At 42.5% G+C, this 21190-nt stretch carries 21 protein-coding genes, 1 tRNA gene and 1 pseudogene; 10 read left to right on the forward strand and 13 right to left on the reverse strand.

Translation table 11 applies throughout. The annotated features are described in order from the left end of the window. Positions 1-120: 120 nt before the first annotated feature. Complete coding sequence (locus HWQ41_RS05545; protein ID WP_292760545.1) at positions 121-1275, reverse strand: alanine--glyoxylate aminotransferase family protein; 1155 nt, start codon at positions 1273-1275, stop codon at positions 121-123. Positions 1276-2261: 986 nt separating this feature from the next. On the opposite strand from HWQ41_RS05545, the gene HWQ41_RS05550 reads away from it, so the two are divergent. The 5 genes from HWQ41_RS05550 to HWQ41_RS05570 all read left to right on the forward strand — a co-directional run bounded on the left by HWQ41_RS05550 (position 2262) and on the right by HWQ41_RS05570 (position 5039). Continuing rightward, positions 2262-2531 (forward strand): hypothetical protein, encoded by a 270-nt coding sequence (locus tag HWQ41_RS05550; protein WP_292760547.1) that lies wholly within the window; start codon positions 2262-2264, stop codon positions 2529-2531. A gap of 1091 nt (positions 2532-3622) precedes the next feature. Next, complete coding sequence (locus HWQ41_RS05555; RefSeq protein WP_292760548.1) at positions 3623-3859, forward strand: DNA-directed RNA polymerase subunit omega; 237 nt, start codon at positions 3623-3625, stop codon at positions 3857-3859. A gap of 23 nt (positions 3860-3882) precedes the next feature. Beyond that, positions 3883-4500, forward strand: coding sequence for a hypothetical protein (locus HWQ41_RS05560; RefSeq protein ID WP_292760550.1), 618 nt, complete (start codon positions 3883-3885; stop codon positions 4498-4500). A gap of 49 nt (positions 4501-4549) precedes the next feature. Further along, positions 4550-4915 carry a DUF1818 family protein gene (locus HWQ41_RS05565; protein WP_292760551.1) on the forward strand — a complete coding sequence of 122 codons (366 nt, stop codon included), beginning with the start codon at positions 4550-4552 and terminating at the stop codon, positions 4913-4915. Between the two features lie 50 nt (positions 4916-4965). Next, a tRNA-Pro gene (locus HWQ41_RS05570) sits at positions 4966-5039 on the forward strand. Between the two features lie 249 nt (positions 5040-5288). Here the strand turns inward: HWQ41_RS05570 and HWQ41_RS05575 are convergent. Genes HWQ41_RS05575 through HWQ41_RS05590 form a run of 4 tightly spaced genes read right to left on the reverse strand, consistent with a single transcriptional unit; the run spans position 5289 to position 7346 of the window. Then, the gene (locus HWQ41_RS05575; RefSeq protein ID WP_292760552.1) at positions 5289-5939 is read right to left on the reverse strand and encodes a hypothetical protein; all 651 of its coding nucleotides are present in this window, start codon (positions 5937-5939) and stop codon (positions 5289-5291) included. 18 nt (positions 5940-5957) lie between these two features. Continuing rightward, positions 5958-6278, reverse strand: coding sequence for a hypothetical protein (locus HWQ41_RS05580; protein WP_292760553.1), 321 nt, complete (start codon positions 6276-6278; stop codon positions 5958-5960). Further along, positions 6259-6996: an Eco57I restriction-modification methylase domain-containing protein gene (locus HWQ41_RS05585; protein ID WP_292760554.1), complete on the reverse strand. Its 738-nt coding sequence runs from the start codon at positions 6994-6996 to the stop codon at positions 6259-6261. Before HWQ41_RS05585 ends, HWQ41_RS05580 begins: the two co-directional genes overlap by 20 nt. Before the next feature lie 11 nt (positions 6997-7007). Continuing rightward, positions 7008-7346, reverse strand: coding sequence for a hypothetical protein (locus HWQ41_RS05590; protein WP_292760556.1), 339 nt, complete (start codon positions 7344-7346; stop codon positions 7008-7010). Between the two features lie 644 nt (positions 7347-7990). Here HWQ41_RS05590 and HWQ41_RS05595 point away from each other — a divergent pair. From HWQ41_RS05595 to HWQ41_RS05605, 3 genes are all read left to right on the forward strand, one after another. Further along, positions 7991-9631 (forward strand): metallophosphoesterase, encoded by a 1641-nt coding sequence (locus HWQ41_RS05595; protein WP_292760558.1) that lies wholly within the window; start codon positions 7991-7993, stop codon positions 9629-9631. A 62-nt stretch (positions 9632-9693) separates the two neighbouring features. After that, a complete protein-coding gene (locus HWQ41_RS05600; RefSeq protein WP_292760560.1) occupies positions 9694-12732 on the forward strand; it encodes a UPF0182 family protein in 3039 nt (1012 codons plus the stop codon). A 139-nt stretch (positions 12733-12871) separates the two neighbouring features. After that, the gene (locus tag HWQ41_RS05605) at positions 12872-13048 is read left to right on the forward strand and encodes a hypothetical protein (RefSeq protein ID WP_292760561.1); all 177 of its coding nucleotides are present in this window, start codon (positions 12872-12874) and stop codon (positions 13046-13048) included. A 57-nt stretch (positions 13049-13105) separates the two neighbouring features. Here HWQ41_RS05605 and HWQ41_RS05610 read toward each other — a convergent pair whose 3' ends face one another. The 5 genes and pseudogenes from HWQ41_RS05610 to HWQ41_RS05630 all read right to left on the reverse strand — a co-directional run bounded on the left by HWQ41_RS05610 (position 13106) and on the right by HWQ41_RS05630 (position 18037). Next, positions 13106-13579, reverse strand: a complete 474-nt coding sequence (locus HWQ41_RS05610; protein ID WP_292760563.1) for a hypothetical protein — start codon at positions 13577-13579, stop codon at positions 13106-13108. 356 nt (positions 13580-13935) lie between these two features. Beyond that, on the reverse strand, positions 13936-14238 hold the full coding sequence (locus tag HWQ41_RS05615) for a hypothetical protein (RefSeq protein WP_292760565.1): 303 nt from the start codon (positions 14236-14238) through the stop codon (positions 13936-13938). A gap of 414 nt (positions 14239-14652) precedes the next feature. Further along, positions 14653-16056: a glycoside hydrolase 100 family protein gene (locus HWQ41_RS05620; RefSeq protein WP_292760566.1), complete on the reverse strand. Its 1404-nt coding sequence runs from the start codon at positions 16054-16056 to the stop codon at positions 14653-14655. A 62-nt stretch (positions 16057-16118) separates the two neighbouring features. Then, a pseudogene (locus HWQ41_RS05625) lies at positions 16119-16969 on the reverse strand (glucose 1-dehydrogenase). Positions 16970-17305: 336 nt separating this feature from the next. Then, positions 17306-18037, reverse strand: a complete 732-nt coding sequence (locus tag HWQ41_RS05630; RefSeq protein WP_292760568.1) for an LCCL domain-containing protein — start codon at positions 18035-18037, stop codon at positions 17306-17308. A 454-nt stretch (positions 18038-18491) separates the two neighbouring features. On the opposite strand from HWQ41_RS05630, the gene HWQ41_RS05635 reads away from it, so the two are divergent. After that, a complete protein-coding gene (locus tag HWQ41_RS05635; protein ID WP_292760569.1) occupies positions 18492-18686 on the forward strand; it encodes a hypothetical protein in 195 nt (64 codons plus the stop codon). Positions 18687-18894: 208 nt separating this feature from the next. Next, positions 18895-19467 carry a hypothetical protein gene (locus HWQ41_RS05640; RefSeq protein WP_292760571.1) on the forward strand — a complete coding sequence of 191 codons (573 nt, stop codon included), beginning with the start codon at positions 18895-18897 and terminating at the stop codon, positions 19465-19467. Between the two features lie 94 nt (positions 19468-19561). Here HWQ41_RS05640 and HWQ41_RS05645 read toward each other — a convergent pair whose 3' ends face one another. The 3 genes from HWQ41_RS05645 to HWQ41_RS05655 form a co-directional block, all read right to left on the reverse strand. Further along, entirely contained in the window at positions 19562-19795 is a 234-nt protein-coding gene (locus HWQ41_RS05645) for an EF-hand domain-containing protein (RefSeq protein ID WP_292760572.1), read from the reverse strand. Positions 19796-20290: 495 nt separating this feature from the next. Continuing rightward, a complete protein-coding gene (locus HWQ41_RS05650) occupies positions 20291-20962 on the reverse strand; it encodes a glutathione S-transferase family protein (RefSeq protein ID WP_292760574.1) in 672 nt (223 codons plus the stop codon). 28 nt (positions 20963-20990) lie between these two features. Next, the coding region (locus HWQ41_RS05655; RefSeq protein ID WP_292760575.1) for a hypothetical protein at positions 20991-21190 on the reverse strand (200 nt) is incomplete at its 5' end.

Here is a 21190-nt window from a genome sequence, read left to right on the forward strand (position 1 = left end):
CCCCACCCCCAACCCCTCCCCGCCTGCGGGGAGGGGAGACAAAGCATAGCTTTGGCGGGGTGGGGTTCTTCGGGTTTAATAAGTGATCAAGCGGACATAATATCACCCATGACTCGGTACTCAGGAGTGACTAAACACTCTAACTGCTGCTGCTATACCAGATCCAGGTGTGAAGTCTTCGTAGCCAAGTTCTGTTAGGGTAACTTCTAAGGATGCTATACAGCTGAGGATATCGCGATCGCTCACAAAACCCAAGTGACCAATACGGAAAATTTTGTTACTCAAATGGTCTTGACCGCCTGCTAAGGCAATATCAAAGCGTTTTTTCATCAATGACCGAATCTTATCCGGTTCAATTCCCTGTGGTGCTACAGCCGTAATCGCCGGACTGGCGGAACTATCTGCTGCAAACAGGGGTAAATTTAACCCTTGAATGCCGGCGCGGGTAGCATTCTTAAGCCGTTCGTGTCGAGCAAATATTGATTCCAAACCTTCTTCTTTCATAATTCGCAACGTGGTGTGTAACGCTACGATCAAGTTCACAGGTGGAGTAAATGGAGTTGTATTTTTGGCTGTGGCTTTGCGATATTTGCCTAAATCCAAATAATATTTCGGTAGCTTCGCAGTTTTGTAAGCTTCCCAAGCTTTGGCGCTGACAGAGACAAAACCCAATCCCGGCGGAATCATATAACCTTTTTGGGAACCAGAGGCGACGATATCCAAACCCCAAGCATCCACGGGTAGATTGAACGCACCCAAACTAGTGACGGCATCAACGATAATTAAAGCTTCACCGTGTTCTTTAACGTGGCGGTTGATGGCTTCTAGATCATTCAACACACCCGTCGAGGTTTCGCTGTGGGTAATGATTACAGCTTTGATTTGCTTTTGGGTATCTGCTTGGAGTTTTTCGGCAAATACTGCGGGGTCTAAGGGTTTTCCCCATTCCACCTTAACTTCTTCTACATTCAAACCGTAGGCTTGACCAACTTCTACCCAGCGTTCGCCAAATTTACCATTAGAACCAACTAAAATGCGATCGCCTGGAGAGAGGAAATTAATTATTGCGGCTTCTACAGCACCCGTACCACTGACATTTAGCGTCAGCACATCACTTTGAGTTTGGTGCAGCCACTTGAGGTTTTCCGTCACCTCTGCCAATATGTTGCTAAATTCACTAGTACGGTGTCCAATCGGATGCTTGGCTAATGCCAGTAAGGCAGCTTCTGGCACCGGGGTTGGGCCTGGAATCATCAGCATCAGCTTATCGTTCATGTGTGTATCCTAAAAGTCAAATAAAAGTCAAAATTGTGGGAAGTTGGTTAAATCTGGTAGAAAATCCTAGATATTCATCTACAAATTCCACTCAGTTTGTCACCAGTCTTGTTGTATATTTTCCAAATCCATAGGAAAAGTATCGTGGAAGTTAATCATCGGTCAGCTTGACCGTGCCAATTTTAGATTTTGGATTTTGGATTTTGGATTGGTTTTTCGGTTCAAGCAAGGCTGCTATACCTGCTCTCAAATCTAAAATCCCCAAGCTGCAATCCAAGAGTGGGTGCAGTGAATCTAAAAGACGCTCGTTCGCCCTTGGCCTCTCCCCTTCTCTACGAGACGCCAAGGGCGATGGGAGAAGACTCGCTAAGGCTACGCGATCGCAAATCTAAAATCCAAAATTGTTTGACCTTTGCAATTGATACAAGACTCCAACTTAGATGAAACCTCTGTTCTAGGCAATCTTACCACACACCTAGATGGCCAGATTAAGGCGTCTGCTCGTAGGGGCACAGAAAAAGCTCATTGGTGTCAACTTAACGTGAAAGCCCTCTAGAAGCAGCTTTTAGAGATTGTCTCGTTCCCAGTCAGAGACTGGGAATGCCTATGAGATGCTGCCTCTTGACTTGCGGCAGCAGCCCAATGAGGAGCATTTCCAGCCAGAGGCTGGAAACGAGGTCTGTAAAAGGGTTTTAACTTAAGTTCATACCAATGAGCATTGCTGTGCCCCTACCATGTGTTGCATCCACAAGAGAACTGCTATAGAAACACGCGAAATCGTTTTCAATATCGCGGGAATCGTCGGTGAAAAAGCTGTGTTTTGCTTCAACAAAGGAAGTAACCGCCTACACTATGCGGAAGAGTTGGATGTCACCGTTTGCTAAGAGATAGAAGATACCCAACCCAAAGTTTTCAATCTGCTTGGAGCGAGGATTTGTTCTTGGGTTGCCATTCTCTAAAGAATACCTCCATCTATGGAGGAGGTGATGATTTATTTCAGTTCAAATCGCTTCGATGCTAATATCCAAGACTTCTCTAGCTTACTCGATGGCGATTCTCTACTGATGGTTTACAGTGCATTTGCCGCCGAAGTTGAGATATTTATGCTACTAATTGCTGCATATTATGAAACTACACTCAGAGGTAGGCGATGCCTAGATTGGGCTACGCCTACGCGAAGAAACTATAAGTTTTTATACTATACTTACAAAATTGCTACAATCGTGCTTAGTCGTGTTAGTTACTATTCATGGTGAGTCATTTTTAACTAGTGTTCAGTTCATAAACTGTCACTCATCCGATCCCCGGTATTATTGCAAAAGAGATATTCTTAGTTAGTGCAAGGAGTGATACCATTTCACCACATGTTTGTCACAAGTTATCCCCGCAATGCTCCCTCCTTAGGGAGTGTTGCAGATTTCAAATGTTGCATCAAACGAGTGAGTTGGTATAAGCTTTTACGAAAAAGCGCTTGAGTGAGCAAAACTCTCAAGCGCTTTTTCGTGTATAAATAAAACAGTCCAACTCTCTGGACGATTATACAAATGTTTTTAAATACACATATATAGCAGTTGCCAGGTAGCGGTTGACATCAGCTAATCAGAAAACACTGACACCAACCAAGAGACTTTCTCAACCCTGTTAAGAGTTCCCTGTTCCCTGCTATATCAGAGAAGCAAACTATTGTTACAATCGGTTATTACTGAAGTAAATATATGAATAGGGAATAAAAAATACATTAGGTGACGCAATCAAGACATTTTAGAAACAGGACTTATGCAAACAATAGCTGAAAAGAATGGTTTTTAGGTAGGGGCAATTCATGAATTGCCCCTGAGCGCGTGTAGTTTTGCGTAAGTCCTAAGAAAGTAAAAGCGACACTCAGCTATTCTCAATAAAAAGCAATAAATAATTAAAGCAACTTCAAATAGAATTAATAATCAAAATCTATACTTGTAATTTAATCAATTAAGATTTATGTATCAAGTGAAAAACAGAAAAAAAGCATGACAATTCCAGACTATTAATCAAATTAAGTAGCCTGGAATCGCAAAGAAAACATATTAAAAATCTGCCAAAAATTAAGTTATACAGGTATAGTAACGGTGGCAATAAAAGAATATTCTTATTTAGCTCTAATAAACTCTCCCCATAACTAGTTTTTATGTACTATATAATATATCCATTTAGTTGCGGTGTGACAGTTCTGGCTGCGGAATGTGGGTTGAATGGCTAGATTTAAATAAGTTTGGTGAAGTTCTATATAGCAGGTTGTTAGCGATTAAACACACAGCAGCAGATTTATCAGTACTGCTACACTGGAGAGTAACCCCAAGAACCACTGATTATGCTAAAGCGTTCTAAGTTCGAGACAACTCAGTCTCAGATTATGCACCGTTCTGAGGATCTGATTAGTGCAGCCTCAAATCGTTACCGCATTACGGTTCAGGTGGCAAATCGTGCTAAACGTCGGCGTTATGAAGATTTTGAAAATAACGAAGATGTGATGATGAAGCCAGTGCTAAGGGCAATTATCGAAATGTCCGATGAATTGACTCAGCCAGAAATTATCGGTGAATTATAAAAAAAGGTTTTAGAGAAGGTAGGATGAGCAAAAATTTATCGTTCATTCAACCCCTACTCAAGCCCTGGCAGACACTCACTGCCTTAATGGTAGTGGGTGTAATTGTTTTGGGTTCAGGGGGGGGCAAATTAATACATAGGAATTTATTTAGTATCCAACCTGCGATCGCTCAGAGAATCACTCCTAGCGATGTTTGGCAGTTAGTATATCAGCAATTGCCAGATTTCCCACGGGAAAATCAGTATATCAGCAAAGAAAATGGGAAAGTTGCCGAAAACAACACCTTAGTAAATCGCCTGATTAGATATCACATTTATACCAAAGGACGCGCCCCAATTTATCGCTTGGATTGGAAGCTGACTTTAGCTGATTACCTGGGTGCCAATGAAATTATGTATGATACTAGCTATCCAGGAAATGATTCACTACGGGAAAATCCGATGGAAGGCGATCGCAAAGCCATCAAGAGTCTCACCCGCAGCCAGCGAGATGCCCTAGTGCAAGTCTTAGTCAATATATTTAATCCTACTTCCCAAAATACCCTACCCCCTAGCCCCAACACCACACCCAGTCCGACTACATCCACTCCCCCACAGCCACCACAGGCACCACAACGAGGAGGTGCCGAATTACTGAGGTAACGAGAGAGTTATGAGTTGTAAATCAATAACTCTTAACTCCTAACTTTTTATGGAACGCGTTGTAAAAACCGGATTTGGTTGGCGTATTGGCTGGAACCCCGATGCATCTGAATATAAAGGTTTAGTCGGTACAGATGATTGGGCAATTGAGTTAACCGAAGCCGAGTTGAATGATTTTTGTCGTCTATTAGCACAGCTAGCAGACACCATGAAGCAACTCGCAACTGAATTAATGGAAGAGGAAAAAATTGCTTGTGAAGCCGAAAGCGATTTATTATGGATGGAGGTAGGAGGCTATCCTGATGATTACAGTCTGCGCTTCATCTTGAATAAAGGGCGATGTGTAGAAGGTAAATGGGATGCTTCTGCTGTTCCAGATTTACTGCAAGCTGCTGGGATGCTTAAAGTTTTTTAAATTTGCCTCTTGATTATCCCAAAGTTTTGCTGTATGATAATAATTCTGACCGGGGCGTAGCGCAGCTTGGTAGCGCGCCACTTTGGGGTAGTGGAGGTCGTGGGTTCGAATCCCGCCGCTCCGATTGATGATAAGCCATGCCTGCTAGTCTTTTCAAAAGATTGGCAGGTTTTTCAATCAGGTCTGCGAAACGATACCAAATCCCTAGCATAAAATCGTTACAGAATTACACCTAAGTAAGTGGGCGTGAATAATTAAAGGTTTGTAGTCAGGGCTTTAACCCTTAAAATAGGGCTGAAGCCCTGACTACAAGCTAATTTAATTAATTTTACATTACGTAATATAGTTTGATTTATTATTGCCTAATTACTTATCATTCCAAAGCTTCACTACAAATAATAATCGGAATTGGCTCAGACAGTGTAGGTAAACTATTATTATTCAGCCATTCGTGCATATTATGTTGTCGGTAAATTTGCACCAATTGATTAAACAATTCCTGACCGATGAAACCATTACGTCGCAGTATATTTAACTCTCGGTTGATTACTTGAATCATAGAACTACGAAACGCCTTTTCTAGAATATTAACTTCACCTTTTACTTTTTCGTCTATGATTGATTTAAAAAATATTCTCAGTTCACGGAGAATATACCGTTGTCCCTGAGTCAAACGCTGGTTAAATTCTCGTTCTGCTTGGCGGTGCTTCACTTCTTCTGCAAATTGATATTTGACACGCATCACAGCAGAGTTATGCTCTTTGCGAACTGTTAAAGTGGGAGTAGTAGAATCAGCTTTAATTGCACCCAGAATGCGGGGGATATCTCTAGAAACTATATTTCCCTCATCGTCTAATAAAAACAACTGCTGATAGCCTTTGATATCAGGTCGATTGGGGTCTGAAGCTTCACAGAAAACGTATGTTCCCTTCTGCTGCATAGAGAATTTAGCTGTACGAATACCATGTGGTAAATTAGCAATCCGCTCAAATTGACCAGGGTCTTCTTTCTGGAGTTTTATCAAAATTTCTTCAGCTTCATTTCAATCCAAGAAACCCTCTTCTTCTTCCATATCAAAGAGACTCAACTGTTTACCCTGTTGCTCATAAATGGCATACATAGCTTCTTCATTTAATTGTTCAGTTCGGTCAAGAATTGCAGAATCTTCACCAATAGAGTCATGAATTTCTTGAATTCTATTTTTAAGCTTTTGCTTCAAGCCTAAATTACGTTCAATACCTAATTCAGGTAAAAAGTTGTATGCATAAATTACATCTTTATCGCTACCAATTCTGTCAATGCGACCAAAAGGTTGAATTAGTTTTACTGGGTTCCAATGCAAATCATAATTTTTCTTTTGCAATGACAGGATAGATAATTTTAGGTTTATAAAATGCAGCGTAGTAATCACATGCGCGAAGTTCCCACCAGAAATTTCCTTTGTCAGAACGTTTTTCTAATTCATCTTGCCACTGTTTTAAATGTGTAAATATAGCTGGATAACGCTTAATATTAATACCGGTACGTGTAACAATCAGCCAGCGATTTTTGGACTCAATCCGCCACTGGCGAACATCATCACCTACAGCCAACAGGTTAAGAATTTTTGCACTTTTAGAGTCTTTATTAATTAGTTCTGCTCGTTTTGTTCCATCAATGATAAATGCCTTGTTAAAGCCAGTCTTAATGCCATAATAAATCTGACCATTGACATATTCACCTAATGGAACGCCGGCTGACTCCATCTTTCGTATACGACTAGTATAATTTGCATCAGTCAGCATCCAATCTGAACTTTTAAAAGCATCATTAGCTAGAATATGTCCGTTTTCCTGAATAATTTCTAGCACATTAGGATAAGGTGGTTTCAAAGATGTTACCTGGGTAAAATTACTTGAAGAGGTTGTATTTTTTCCATTTTGTGAGATAAAAATCATTACCAAAACAGCCGCGCTTTTAAATACTGGTAAGTCACCGAAATCTGTGATACTTTCAACATGACAACTATCAGCAATATGCTTTCGCAATTTTTCCCCGTATTTAGCGCGGAACCATTTATTAGAAGAAATAAACGTTAACATCCCACCTGGTTTTAAAAGTTGTAAAGCACGGGCATAAAATAAACAATTAGTGCATAAGGATGTTCTTTCAAAAGAGCCTCCACAACTGTTCTTTCACTTTGTCTTGACAACTCTTCTGATTGCAAATGTGCATAAATAATGTGAAAAGCATTATTAGCGCCACCAGAGGCTAATAATAAGGGAGCATCTCTAAGTTCGTTAGCAACTACATCAGTCAATTTTCGATGAGAAAGTTCTTTATTCACTCGTTCATAGTTCAATTGACTCCAAAACAATTTTTTGAGTGCATCAAGGCTTTTCAGATTTTGGAGTGAATTCAAGATAGACTCTTGCACTTCTAATACAGACATAAATATAAAGTTTTTACCAGTTGTGTATTTTTAAACTGCACAATAAACTCTGACCACGAAGCTTACACCTCGCAGTATTTCCAAAGTTTTGAAATAATCAAAAATTGCCGCTAGTCAGATAAAATTATGCTGCTTTTAAATTGTTGTATATCTCTCAATTAAAAACAATTAATTAATCTGTAATGAGATATTTATAGAAGTAGTATCTTTAAACAAAGATTCAAATTAAATTTAATTGACTTATGTGAAATTTCGTTCAGTAATTACACTGGATTCAAAAAAATATAGTATAAAACTTTATAAAAGCTGGAGAAGCCTACACATGACGCGTAATGCTGATAGGACTTACGCAAAAGTACACACTGTAGGGGCAATTCATGAATTGCCCCTACCTGAAAATAAGGGTTTCGGCTATTGTTTGCGTAAGTCCTGGCTGAAACTAGACTCTTTATGAAGGATAAATTTTTAACCCTGTCCGCAAAAAGACTAATAATAAAATTGCGTTAAGTCACGGACACCCGACAAAATTTGGTATGTTACTCATGCTCAAACGCAAAAGCAGCCGTAAAATCTCCTCAGTGGCTATGCTTGTGCTTGTTATATGCTTTACTCTGGTAAGTGTGCGTTCATTTGGGCAAACAATTATGACATCAGCACCCCAACTACTCACCGACCCATTTTTGCAACTGCCAACTGAAACCTCAGTGCGAGTAGTTTGGTTTACTGAGTTTGCTGGTGTTAATCACACAGTAACCTACGGGGAAAATCTCAAACAAACTGCTAAGGCAAATATTACCAAACTTAGTCGCACGCGTGAAGACCAAGAGTCAAGAGTTGCAAACCAAACCAAAGACGGCCAAGTTTATCAAAAACCCGTCCAGCGTGATATTTGGCGACATGAAGCTGAGGTGACTGGGTTAACTCCTGGTTTGCGGGTAAATTATAGTGTCACGAGTGTGCGAGAAGACAGCGAGAGTGTTAGCAGTGATGTTTTTAGCCTCGCAGCTACTCCAGAACCGGATACACCATTAAAAATTTTACTCACCTCTGACCATCAATTAAAGCCGATGACATCGGCAAATCTGCAAAAGGTGGTAGAAACGGTTGGACGAGTCGATGGAGTGTGGTTTGCAGGTGATTTGGTCAATGTTAGCGATCGCGCCTCAGAATGGTTTGATGATAATAGTGGTGGTGCGTTGTTTCCCGGTTTACAAGGTCGTGCTAAATATGACATGACACACGACGGTGTTAAGACAACCTACACTGGTGGGCAAATCATTCAACATGCACCCATGTTTACTTGCATTGGCAATCATGAGGTGATGGGGAGATTTGCCAGGACAGGAAGTTTAAATGATGAATTTGATGATACAATTCCCCGCGTCATTGCTCAAAAAATCTATCCAGATAAATCTTTAATAGATAATTCGTTTAATACTAATACCTACGAAGAGATTTTCTCTTTACCAAAAAGTAAAGAGGGTGGAAAAAGGTATTATGCAGTCAGTTTTGGTGATGTACGTTTGGTGGTACTGTACGCTACGAATATGTGGCGCACTCCCAACTTAGATGGAAAGCGTAAGGGTAGATATCAAGAAGCAGAAAAGGATTTAAAAAATCCTGAAAATTGGGGTTATGGACAGCTGATTTATGAGCCAATTGCTAAAGGCAGCAAGCAGTACAATTGGCTAAAGGCAGAACTCAACAGCCCTGAGTTTAAACAAGCAAAATACAAAGTTGTGATGTTTCATCATCCGCCCCACACTCTGGGCGATAATATAGTTCCTGCTTATACAGAACCAGTACAGAAAATTGAACGGGATAACAGCAATCTCAAAGCAGTGCGTTACGAGTACCCAAAAGATGCAGATTATATTATCCGCGATGTTGTCCCAATACTTGAAGCAGCTAATGTGCAATTAGTATTCTATGGGCATTCCCATTTGTGGAACCGCTTTGTTAGTCCCAGTGGAATGCACTTTCTGGAAACATCTAATGTGGGCAATACTTACGGTGCTGCTTGGGGTGACAGAAAGCGACAAGTGCCAATTGGGTATCAAGAGGATTATGTTAAGCTTGGTGATCCCAATGGTTTAGAACCGACAGTGCCAACAATTGCTCCCTTGCTGGGTGAAGATGGGAAGCCGAAGCCTTATATTGCGAGTAATGAGATTACGATTTTCAGTATCTTTGATACGGGGACAGGTACGATAAGTAGTTATCGCTTTGATACCCGCAAGCCTGATTCGGAAGTATTGAAGTTTGATGAATTTAAGTTGAAATAGGGAATACCTCCCCGCGTCTTGTTCATTGGGACTGATCGCACCTTTAGTTTGGCTGTCACGGAATGTATTGGAAATGGAGCTTTAGACTATTAATTGTATTCTTGGGGCTGTGGCTACTGTTGGATCTGGGTTGCCGCCTGGGAGCAGAGATTTTTTGGTTTCAGGAAGTCGGCTACCTCCAAGTATTTCTGTTGAGGATAGTGACTCGTGGTGTTTTGTGGGTAGTGGTGGCTGGGATAACTGCTGCCTATCTACTGCTAAACCTGGCTCTAGCACAACGGCTAAAATATCCCCAGTCTTTGAAGATTGAGTCAGCAGAACTCAGTAGTGAATTAACAAATTTTCTCAGTCGTGATTATCCAACACGCAACGAAACCCGGATACTTGCGCCGCAACGCTTTCAAACATTAAGATTGCGCTGGTTATTACCCCTAACTCTATTACTGAGCTTGTTGATCGGGTTGATGCTGGCTCACTATGGTCAAATTGCTCTTTTCTACTGGCATTTTCCAGTTAATAACGCTAGTCTACCCATTCCCGCCCTATTTCGACCAGAGACAATCTGGCAACTTTTGAGGCAGATTGTCTCTCAAGTCTGGGATCTCGGTTTAATTGTGGGAGTAGCGATCGCAATTTTAATTTATCCCCAATTTTTACTAACTGCGATCGCAGTTTTGTTTAGTCCCATTTTTGCATTCATCCTATGCCGTCACTGGCCAAAGGTGCTGCAATATTTCCACCCTACCCTTTTCAATAGCACTGAGCCTTTATTTGGTCAAGATATCAGCTTTTACGTATTTTCATTACCCTTTTGGGAACTGCTAGAACTCTGGCTGATGGGATTATGTTTGTATGGCTTCGTCGCCGTTACTCTGACTTATCTCCTGTCAGGGGATAGTTTGAGTCAGGGAATTTTCCCCGGTTTTTCGCCCCAGCAGCAGCGTCATTTATCCGGTATGGCTGGCTTATTGATGCTGGTAGTGGCTCTGAGTTATTGGCTGAGTCGCTATGAACTCGTGTATTCTACCCGTGGAGTCAGTTATGGTGCCAGCTATACGGATGTGACAACCCAGTTGCCAGCTTACACCGTCTTGTGCATCCTGGCAGTAGCGATCGCCTTTTACCTACTTTGGCGAACGTTTTTCTGGCGACCCAAATCTCAGTATCGCCGATTGATATTTTACGGGTTAGGGGTTTATCTAGTAATGGTTGCAGCCGCTGACGTTGTTCTACCTACTGTGGTGCAATATTTAATTGTTCAACCGAATGAGTTGCAACGAGAGCAACCCTACATTCAGCGTACTATCGCCTTGACTCGCCAAGCATTCGATTTAGAGGCGATCGATGCCAGAACCTTCAACCCGCAAGGAACATTGACTGAAGCTGATATTCAAAAGAATGACTTGACAATTCGGAATATTCGGCTTTGGGATCAGCGACCACTGTTAGAAACTAACCGTCAACTGCAACAAATTCGGCCGTATTATCGGTTCCCCGATGCCGATATTGACCGCTACACTCTCAAAACAGATGTAACTTCACGCCGACGACCTGCCACCCAAAAGCCGCTAGAACCTAAGCAGGAACCAATTGAATCAACAGAACACCGGCAGGTACTGATTGCCGCACGAGAATTAGACTACAGTGCCGTACCACAGGAAGCTCAAACATGGGTTAACCGCCGCCTTATTTATACCCACGGTTTTGGGTTTACTGTTAGCCCAGTTAATACAGTTGGGCCGGGCGGGCTACCAGAATATTTTGTCAAAGATATTAGCAGTGATAGTAGTGCCCTCACAACTTCCAATGAAGCCATTCGTGACAGCATTCCGATTGGGCAACCCCGGATTTATTATGGGGAGATTAATAATACTTATGTGATGACTGGCACAAGAGTTAGAGAGCTAGACTACCCCAGTGGTAGTGACAATGTTTACAACTCTTACGATGGTCTGGGTGGCGTTAAAATCGGTTCAGCATGGCGACGCTGGCTATTTGCGATGTATTTGAAAGATTGGCAGATGCTGCTGACGCGGGACTTTTTGCCAGATACAAAAGTGCTACTTCGGCGAAATATAAAGCAAAGAATTCAAACGATCGCACCCTTCCTCAAATTTGACAGCGACCCCTATTTAGTAGCTGCTGCTGCTAATCAAGATTTCCCCAGTAATCCCAGTTATCTTTACTGGATTGTTGATGCCTACACGACGAGCGATCGCTATCCTTACTCAGACACTGGTAGCGATGGGATCAACTACATTCGCAATTCTATCAAAGTGGTGATTGATGCCTATCACGGCACTGTTAAGTTTTATATTGCCGATCAGAGCGATCCGATCATTGCCACTTGGTCAGCGATATTTCCCAACCTGTTCAAACCGCTCAGTACAATGCCAGTCAATCTCCGCAGTCATACCCGGTATCCGGTGGACTTTTTCAAAATTCAATCTGAGCGGTTGATGACCTACCACATGACTGATCCCCAGGTATTTTACAATCGGGAAGACCAGTGGCAAATCCCCAACGAAATCTATGGCAGTGAAGCCCGTGCGGTAGAGCCGTATTATTTGATTACTAGTCTACCCACCGTAAGCTTTATTGGCGTTCGCGTTCGCGTCTCTGAAAGAGAAGCCTCTGGTAGAGAAGAATTTATTTTGCTTCTACCCTACACTCCCAAACAACGAACTAATTTAATCGCTTGGTTAGCGGCGCGATCGGATGGCAACAACTACGGTAGGCTGGTTCTATATGTCTTTCCTAAGGAACGTCTGGTTTATGGGCCAGAGCAAATCGAGGCGCGGATTAACCAAGACCCAGCAATTTCCCAGCAAATTTCCCTGTGGAATCGCCAGGGTTCAAGAGCCATTCAAGGCAATCTACTAGTAATTCCCATTGAGCAATCGCTGCTGTATGTCGAGCCAATCTATTTAGAAGCCACACAGAATAGTCTACCAACTTTGGTGCGGGTAGTCGTGGCTTACGAAAACCGGATTGTCATGGCACAAACCTTAGAACAAGCATTGCAGGGAATCTTTAAACCAGAGGTTACACCAGCCCCAGCGATTATTCGTCCCTTTCAAGAAGCAGCCCCGCCAGGTTAAGCGATTTTAAAACACATCGCAGGTAACTGGAGTTTAGACGCTCCGCTTCCGGGCTTGTCGTCAGACATTAACAAAATTTCTTGCAACAGACATAGTTTAATGGTTCAACATATTTAGTAGACACTAAAAGTTAATCGACATGCTACAAGATAACCAACTAGAGATTCGCCACGTTAGTCCGAAAGTGAGGCAGTTGATTAAAATGTACGCCGATGTTAATAACTGTACGCAAGCTGAGATGTTGGAACGCATTGTTTTGGAGTGGAACGCCCAACAAAGCGAGAGCGAACGACCGCCAGGAGACGAAGATGAATAGCTTTCTGCTACAATCTTTAGTCGGCTTTTAGCGAGAGGCTTTGATTAATTTGGCTCTCTAGTTCAAGAAGCATTTTCCAGAAATTGGGTCTTGTTTGAGGGATTGAATAAAATCCCTCAAAGTCATCATGCTGCCCGTTAAGGTGAATTTGGGAGTGCCATTTTGAGCAACAATTCTCACTTCACCATCTTGGATCTGAATCTTATGTTTAATGCTGTCCCATAGAGTATCGAAGCTCTGATCATCCTTGCAACCATTGGCTTCAAGGAACTTTTGACGCACTTCTGTTTTTAGTGCTAGTGCTTCCGCTGCTTGAGTACGCGCCTCAAAGTGCTTAACTACATCTTCATAAGCACTTTCCCTCAGAGTTCTGTTCTCAGCCTGAACTTGCTCTAACTGAGTTTTTATGGCTTGCAGTTGGGATGCTAAAGCAGCTGATTTATGGTATTCAACTTTTAAAGTTTGCTTTGCATTGGCTAACAAGGTTTTATAATCTAGCTGATCTTGATCTTGATTTTTTTCGGATTGCATTTTTATCTCTTGATCAACAGATTTTCGGTGATCAACTCTCATCAGTTATATGACAAAAACTGACGAGAGTTTGTTCAGGAGTGCTGTTAGCGGTAGCGGGGCATTTAGCCCCTGCTGAGTACTGAGTGCTGAGTAACCCTATATATAAATCTAGGGGATTGAAATAAGGACGCAAACTTTGCTCTCTACGAGACGCTAAGAGCGAAGGTGGCACTTAACGCTCGAAATAAATATGCATTTCTTTTTCCATGCCTCAAGGCACTTGCTCTAGACCAAGGTGATGCCTGGTTGGTCTAGTTTTACTTTTTGACTCAGCACTCTTTCGGTAAAGATTCTGTGGGTTATCTGAGTATTCGTTATTTTACCAATAATGGTGATTCCGAGTGAGGATTCTCCTTGATACTACTCACACAAAAACTAATGTGGGAGCGGATAGCTCGCTCATAAACTCCAGTCTGCTGAGTGCGTACCCCTACAGCCTGATATATTAAGTTAATTTCTGGGAATTCAGACCAATACATCAAAAAAATGTCTTTAGCTGGAGTAATAATTTCATAATTATTCTCTTGTCTTTTCTTTCTGAGTTTACAATTATTTAGTTGTAATTTTTGTCTGAATAGTTTTTCAAATTCTGGAATTAAATCTGAAGTAGTTTTCATGGTTTATACACGTTAAAACGTGTTAAGGATGCAAAGACTATCTGGTGATATTACTAAGTATGACACTTCAGACACCTCTTACAATATAGTGTATCAGTTATCGGGTATTTGAGAAGGGGATTCAGACGTCGGGTAACTTGTTGGCGCAGCCCAAGGTAGAGAAGAGGCTGTGCGATCGCCACGACTTGTTGCTCATAAGTTTACATAGCAAAACTCTGCTATTTATTAACTTATACTTACTAATACTTACTAAGAGTTTGGCGTAGATGCATTTGCGGAGCGTCTCGTAGAGAAGCGGCTGGCCATGAGGCATCGCTTGTCATGCTGTATAAGTGTAGCTATTTAGCATATGCACCCTGTATAATTACATAGCTAAATCATTTTCGGGGTAGAGCCTTGCGGGGCAATCAGTACCTACAGGCTACAGCCCGGCCCTTCCAGACCCTCTGCAAAGCTGATTAATTCCAAGTAATCTGGATTTTCCACGAACTTTTTAGCAGCCAGCAATCCGGCAATGCTCCACGTTTGATAAATTCTGGCTTCCTTGCCAATCAAACGACCATTGTTGCCATCGTAGTATTCCGGGAATTTATCCTTAAATAAACGCCTTTCGGCAATAGCGATCGCAGCTTGGGCAAGTTCTGTTCGACCTGCTTTCAGTGCCGCAGCGGTAAATAACCACAGTAAAACGGGCCAATTACCGCCGTTGTGATAAGACCAAGCCCTGTTCTTAGAATCACATCCTGTAACAATTCTCCACTCTAAACCTTCCAAAGCTGGAAAGCAGATTTTAACAGGCATATAGCCGATCAAGTCTTGCCAGCGTTGAGCAAATAAATTCATAATGCTTTGAGATTCTTTTTCGCTTGCTAAGGAAGCTAAGATTGCCATCAGATTTCCCAGAGCAAAAAAGCGAAAATCTATCCGTCCCGGCCCCAGATTTCCCGCCAAATATCCTCCAGTTTCGGGCAACCATTCGGTCAACCAATTGGGGATGGATTCTGAGTTGATGTTGAATTTATTAACAATTTCTTTACCAAATTCGTTATCCTTGTAACGATAGATTTCCCCCAATCGCTTCAGGTCTAGCCAATAATAGTTGCGGATATGATATTTCAAAGATCCCAATCGCCTATTTACTTTGCTGAGGTAACTATCGCCATCCCCATCTGGTAAAAGCAATTCACTAGCAGCCCTGAGAGACGCATAGAATAACACCTGAATTTCTAGAGGATGTTCGTAGACTCCCATGCGACGGTCAATCATAAACGCGCCATCGGGAACTAACATTGTTGGGTACATAGAAAAGCGATGTACCAAGCAAAGATCCAAAATTAACTTGATTCCTGCTTGAAAATCTGGCTGACGCGCTAGGGCCAAATCGCCTGTAGCTTTTTCATGAGCTAGTAGCAGGAGAATCCACCACATACAGGAATCAATTGGGGGAACACGAGCGATCGCCTGCTCACCAAAATCAGCGACCAAAAATTCCTCATTCCCATTAAAATGTACTTTGAAACTGGCAGGCATTAACCCCGCTCCTGGTTCAAAGCAGTCTATCTGCTTTTCATGACTTTGTAATTTCAGTGTTTCTACTAAGAAATTGCGGACAATCTCTGGTTTGCCGTACATCAGAAACACCAAGGCAGAAGGGACAAAATCGCGGAGAAAGCACTGATCATAATTGAGTGCTTCTAACTCCGGATCGTGGGCGGCTACTGTCCCAATGGGTTTTCCCTGGTAATAAATTATGGACTTTTCCAACAGGTTCCAGGCTTCTGCTTCCAACAGACTGTTCTTATCGATGGCGCTAGTCATAGGCGTTTAATTCCACTAATAGTATGTATCGGCTCAATTGTGGAAAGTACGCAAGCCTTACCTCAAGCTGACCAAGTTTCCCGGAAGTCAGCATACAGAGTCAATCCACCATCTACAAACAACGTTTGTCCGGTGATGTAGGCGGCTTCATCCGAAGCTAAAAAAGCGACTGCGGCTGCCATCTCCTCAGAGAAGCCAGCACGCCCCATTGGGATGTGACTTTCCACGTAGGCGTAGCCCGTCGTAAACATCGCCTTTTTTAGGGTCATCTATCCAGTCTTGATTCATTGGTGTGTAGGCATAGCCCGTCGTAGACATCGTTGCTCCGGGGCCAATGGCATTGACACGAATACCTCGGTTAGCATATTCCAATGCTAAGATTTTGGTCAGGTTTTCCATACCGCCTTTGCTAATGGAATAACTGATATACATCGGTCGAGGAATAATTTCGTGAACATTGGAAATATTAATAATCACCCCCGAACGATTAAGAGACAGGAGGTGTTTAATAGTTTCACGGGCGCAGAGATAAGCACCCCGGAGATTTACTGCAATTACGCGGTCAAAGTCTGCTGTGGTAACTTCGTGGGATGGACTTTCCGTTTGAATGCCAGCATTGTTGACTAAAATATCTACACTGCCAAATTCCTTTACTACGGTGTTGACCATCTCAACAATGTCTGATTCTTGGGAGACATCTCCCTGAAGCAGCAGCGACTTCACACCCCAGTTTTCGATCATTTACGCAGGATTTTTGCAATGCCATCTCTTGCGTGTCTACCGCAGCTTTCGGGTCTTTGCGGTAATTGATGGCGATGTTGCACCCTTGTTGGGCAAGTCTGATAGCGATCGCCTGACCGATACCTGACGTTGCACCTGTAATTAAGGCATTCTTACCTTCTAACCCTATCATATTTCTTGCTCTAGCTGCCCTTGCTTGAATTCGCACTCAGTCAAACAATTTTAGATTTTAGATTATTCCTTTAATCCAAATAAACCACCCATTCCAAATCAATACTTCTCTACCAGAGGCTGCGCCAACGGCAGAGCTACGTAACCATGAAACGCTTACGCTATATACCTGTTTGAATCTTGAATTTTGAATTCCGCCTTGCAGTACTAGTTGGTATTAGGAAGAGCGCAAATTCGCTCGCACCTGTTCAGGAACTACTCAACAACTTGATTTTTATTTTCCAAGGCAAAGCCATTGTCTGCCACAGGAATTTTCCAGTGAACTACGTGATAGTCATCATCTAACAAAAATAAAACTTCCTCCCCAACTACCGTAATTTCGGCTGTTCACTCCATTACGAGTCGTCCCATAGTAAAACCCTGCTCCCGGACGAATTCTAATTGTCACTTGTCCGCCATTTCTAGTTGTGATTAGTCCGGCATGTACAGCCGCATTGCAAATTGAGGAATCGTCCGTATAAATGTCAGTGCCCCATACCTTGTAAATAGAACCATTTGGCGGGCAAATGAATACGAAATCTTGGTTTAGCTGTCCACGTAGATTTGAGGCTGTGCCATTCCATTGCAGTGATCCTGGCGATCGTGTTGAACCAAGTAAAATAAAACTTCCTCCCCAACTACCGTAGTTTCGGCTGTTCACTCCATTACGAGTCGTCCCATAGTAAAACCCTGCTCCCGGACGAATTCTAATTGTCACTTGTCCGCCATTTCTAGTTGTGATTAGTCCGGCATGTACAGCCGCATTGCAAATTGAGGAATCGTCCGTATAAACGTCAGTGCCCCATACCTTGTAAATAGAACCATTCGGTGGGCAAATGAATACGAAATCTTGGTTTAGCTGTCCACGTAGATTTGAGGCATTATCGCTCCAAGTTATTTGCGGTACTGAGGCCAATTGTGTTGTTCTGTGATCCCACAGTTTTGGAGTCTTTGGAGCTTTGGCTAGCGCAGAATCGACTAATGCTGTTGTTAAGGATATTACAAGCGAAACGAAAATCGGTAATCTCACGTCCACACTCCTTTCCTTAAAATCACACAATACCCTTCTGGTTCCAGAGAATACCACGTTCTTTGACCTGACTTTTAGGGTTATCTTTTTGGCGCAGCGATCGCTTACTATACCCCTATTCCGAATGGCACTAAGAAAAGCTCTAAGCTATACAGGATAAGCGCTACAGATTTTAAAGCTATTAAACAGTGTCGGGACGGGGCAGGCGATTGTCCTTGATGAAGTGTTGCGATCGCGAATGAAGTTTGCTCCTGGCGTAACCGCCCGCCTTGTTGGGATGCCTGTGGCGTTATTCCCAAATTATTAGCAGCAACTTCAACAAAACGTCTCCGAATTTATCGCACTTTGCTAAAAGTTATTGCTCACAAGGCTGTTCCTGACCGCCCGGCTAGAAATGAACCACGAGTCCGTAAACGTCGCCCCAAAATTTACCCCTTGATCACCAAACCCCGCCATGAATTCCGCAAGCAATTGCAAACTGCTTAAACCACAAGCGTTTCGGCTTTTCTTAGTGCCATTCGATCGTGAGCATTGCTGGTTATCTAGGCGATCGCGCCAAGGAAATCGCTGGATCGTTCAGGCGCTTGGCATTCAGGCATTGGCTATCCAAGCCGACAGCGCAATGATTGACGGAGGATTCAGCGCCTAACTGCCACAGGTGTAGTCAACTGCAAATATAAATCCTCAACAATGAGCGAAACTACACTACCTGCAAGTATGCTGAAACCTTAAGCCAGAGATATTTATAGCTTTTTGGGCCACAAATAAAGATTATAGAAGTATACTCATCTAAAATTGTCAATGTTTGTATAGATTGCATTTTTAGTATGTGGAATCCCAAAGAAGTATCTTTGTCAATGATGAACTTTTCATATATCTGGTTAAAACAGCATCGTATGATTGTTGGAGCAATGCTATTTGCGATCGCGATCGCAGGCTGTAATAACTCTGCCAAATCACAACAACCTGCTGCGAATACTCCATCGGTTGCAAATCTCATTGCGTCCAGTCCAACCCCAGCACCAGCCTCTCCCACAAAAAATGCTGCTGATACCAAGCCGCCTGAGCAGAAAGCAGTTCAAGTCATTCGTGACTATTACAGTGCGATCGCACGTCATGACTATAAACAAGCTTACTCGGTTTGGGAGGGAAATGGCGTTGCTAGCAAGCAGTCGTTTGAGCAGTTCAAGCAGGGGTTTGCTAACACCACATCTGTTGCTGTAGAGGTTGGAAAACCTGGTAGACCAGACCCAGGTGCAGGCTCAATCTACATTGAGATTCCGGTTACTGTGACTGCGGTCGCCACAAATGGAACTCCACAGCGATTTCGCGGCAGCTATGTACTGCGGCGAGTCAATAATGTTCCTGGCTCAACTCCAGAGCAGCAAAGATGGCATCTCTACTCGGCAAAAATTACTCTAGTCTTGTAGCCTGTCTTAAATCTAGTTCAAGATCCCACCTCTGACCGTAAGGGCTAGAGAGGGATTTTTGGGTATTGGGTATTGGGTGTTAGGGATTGGGTTGCTAGTTTAAATTATTTGCTTTCTCAACTGCTCCCTTTAACTCTTCAAAGGTAATACTACCGTCTTTGTCTAAATCATAATTTACTAGCAATTCCTGGGGACTAGTGCTATTTGTTTCTGATGAAATGATTGCACTTAAGCCAGGACTTAAAAAAAGATCATTAATGGAGATTTTGCCGTCTTGATCGCTATCTAAGGTATTAAAAAGAGATTGAAGCTCTTGCTCGGTTGTCATAAGTTTCTATCTGAATTAGTCTTTCAACTTAATATCTCATTAATCTCTGATTATCTCTCAAAATTAAATAAACTTGTATCTTTAGACGTAGAAACGGCTATCGCTAGGGCTTAGACTGGGTGTACGCTCTGGGTTACAGGGTTTACAGTCTGACGATGAAAATAAATCGACATGGACGCGCCTTCTTTCTAACGTAGTCAGATATACAGCTAATCTTCAGTCATGGCTTAGACAATGACCGCGATACTTACGGCGGGCTACGCCTACGCACTTTGTTTGGTGTCTGCCTGTTCAGTGCTGCAAGAATCCGCGAAGCCTGCACCCTGTTGACTCAAGACATTTACACACCCAAGGAAAGCGTTAGACCCAGGCTGATTATTAGGAAGTCAAACACCAAAAGGAAGATGTAATTCGTAATTCGTAATTTTAAAGAGTTCAATTCTATATTTAAAGTGGGGTTTAAATTCCCACTTGAAACATAGTTATGAATTACGTTTAAACAGCAGCGAGAGTAGGTGCAGCGAATTTAGCATATCGCTCAATGTAGAATTCTTTAGAGTGAGCGATCGCTTTCACAGATTCACGCTCTTTCAAAGCACGTTTCCATTGGCGTAGACGGGTAAATTGCTCTGGTATTCCAAAGCCGCGATACTGCTTGAGTGCAGCCCAGCGCTCAAACCAAGGGAAATAGGTGAAATCGACCAAACTAATGGATTCACCAAACCAGTAAGGGCCTTCTCCAGATAGCTTTGCTAAACCTTGGTTTTCAATGAATTCCAGATGTTTATATAGTTCCTGTTTAGCTTCCTCTTGTTTTTCGGGATCTGAACTCCGCAACAGGGTAGAAAAAGCGGGAACGAACCTAGTGTTAGCAAAATCGATCCAGATGCGAGCCTGTGCCCTATCAATGGGGCTGCTGGGTAACAGTGGTGGATTGGGAAATACCTCATCGAGATACTCGTTAATTACTGCTGACTCCCAAACTTGGTTATCGCCATGAGTTATTGCAGGCACTTTCCCATAGGGGGAAACTTTGGTAAATCCTTCAGGCTTATTTTGCAAATCAATCTCAATCAAATCGAAGTCGATGCCTTTCTCTTGGAGTACCAAGCGGGTACGGTGAGCATAAGGACAAACAATTGCACTGTATACTTTAATTTCAGCCATGTTTAAGTACCTTAGTAAATAGGACTTGTTAATCGGCATTGGGAATTGAATTTTCATCAAAAATCCCAAATCTTAAATTATTAGTGTCACAAAATCTTTTTGAAGCGAATGTAGAGTCAAAAATTCTCGACACTAACCAAACTTTGAAACTGGAGTCATACTCAAATAACCCAAAATTCTTGGTGAGGGTAGGGAATAGTTGTTTTTCCCCCAGCCCCCCTGCTCCCC

The organism is Nostoc sp. NOS(2021) (genome assembly GCF_017115025.1).
Lineage (GTDB): Bacteria > Cyanobacteriota > Cyanobacteriia > Cyanobacteriales > Nostocaceae > Nostoc.

Excerpts from the sequence above, each read along its gene's own strand:
- HWQ41_RS05550 (WP_292760547.1), top strand. The coding sequence starts at position 2,262 with ATGATTTATTTCAGTTCAAATCGCTTCGATGCTAATATCCAAGACTTC.
- HWQ41_RS05585 (WP_292760554.1), bottom strand. The coding sequence starts at position 6,996 with ATGTTAACGTTTATTTCTTCTAATAAATGGTTCCGCGCTAAATACGGG.
- HWQ41_RS05605 (WP_292760561.1), top strand. The coding sequence starts at position 12,872 with ATGCTACAAGATAACCAACTAGAGATTCGCCACGTTAGTCCGAAAGTG.
- HWQ41_RS05635 (WP_292760569.1), top strand. The coding sequence starts at position 18,492 with ATGAATTCCGCAAGCAATTGCAAACTGCTTAAACCACAAGCGTTTCGG.
- HWQ41_RS05645 (WP_292760572.1), bottom strand. The coding sequence starts at position 19,795 with ATGACAACCGAGCAAGAGCTTCAATCTCTTTTTAATACCTTAGATAGC.
- HWQ41_RS05650 (WP_292760574.1), bottom strand. The coding sequence starts at position 20,962 with ATGGCTGAAATTAAAGTATACAGTGCAATTGTTTGTCCTTATGCTCAC.
- HWQ41_RS05560 (WP_292760550.1), top strand. The coding sequence starts at position 3,883 with ATGAGCAAAAATTTATCGTTCATTCAACCCCTACTCAAGCCCTGGCAG.
- HWQ41_RS05565 (WP_292760551.1), top strand. The coding sequence starts at position 4,550 with ATGGAACGCGTTGTAAAAACCGGATTTGGTTGGCGTATTGGCTGGAAC.
- HWQ41_RS05615 (WP_292760565.1), bottom strand. The coding sequence starts at position 14,238 with ATGAAAACTACTTCAGATTTAATTCCAGAATTTGAAAAACTATTCAGA.
- HWQ41_RS05545 (WP_292760545.1), bottom strand. The coding sequence starts at position 1,275 with ATGAACGATAAGCTGATGCTGATGATTCCAGGCCCAACCCCGGTGCCA.
- HWQ41_RS05620 (WP_292760566.1), bottom strand. The coding sequence starts at position 16,056 with ATGACTAGCGCCATCGATAAGAACAGTCTGTTGGAAGCAGAAGCCTGG.
- HWQ41_RS05640 (WP_292760571.1), top strand. The coding sequence starts at position 18,895 with ATGATGAACTTTTCATATATCTGGTTAAAACAGCATCGTATGATTGTT.
- HWQ41_RS05590 (WP_292760556.1), bottom strand. The coding sequence starts at position 7,346 with ATGTCTGTATTAGAAGTGCAAGAGTCTATCTTGAATTCACTCCAAAAT.
- HWQ41_RS05555 (WP_292760548.1), top strand. The coding sequence starts at position 3,623 with ATGCTAAAGCGTTCTAAGTTCGAGACAACTCAGTCTCAGATTATGCAC.
- HWQ41_RS05595 (WP_292760558.1), top strand. The coding sequence starts at position 7,991 with ATGACATCAGCACCCCAACTACTCACCGACCCATTTTTGCAACTGCCA.
- HWQ41_RS05610 (WP_292760563.1), bottom strand. The coding sequence starts at position 13,579 with ATGCAATCCGAAAAAAATCAAGATCAAGATCAGCTAGATTATAAAACC.
- HWQ41_RS05600 (WP_292760560.1), top strand. The coding sequence starts at position 9,694 with ATGTATTGGAAATGGAGCTTTAGACTATTAATTGTATTCTTGGGGCTG.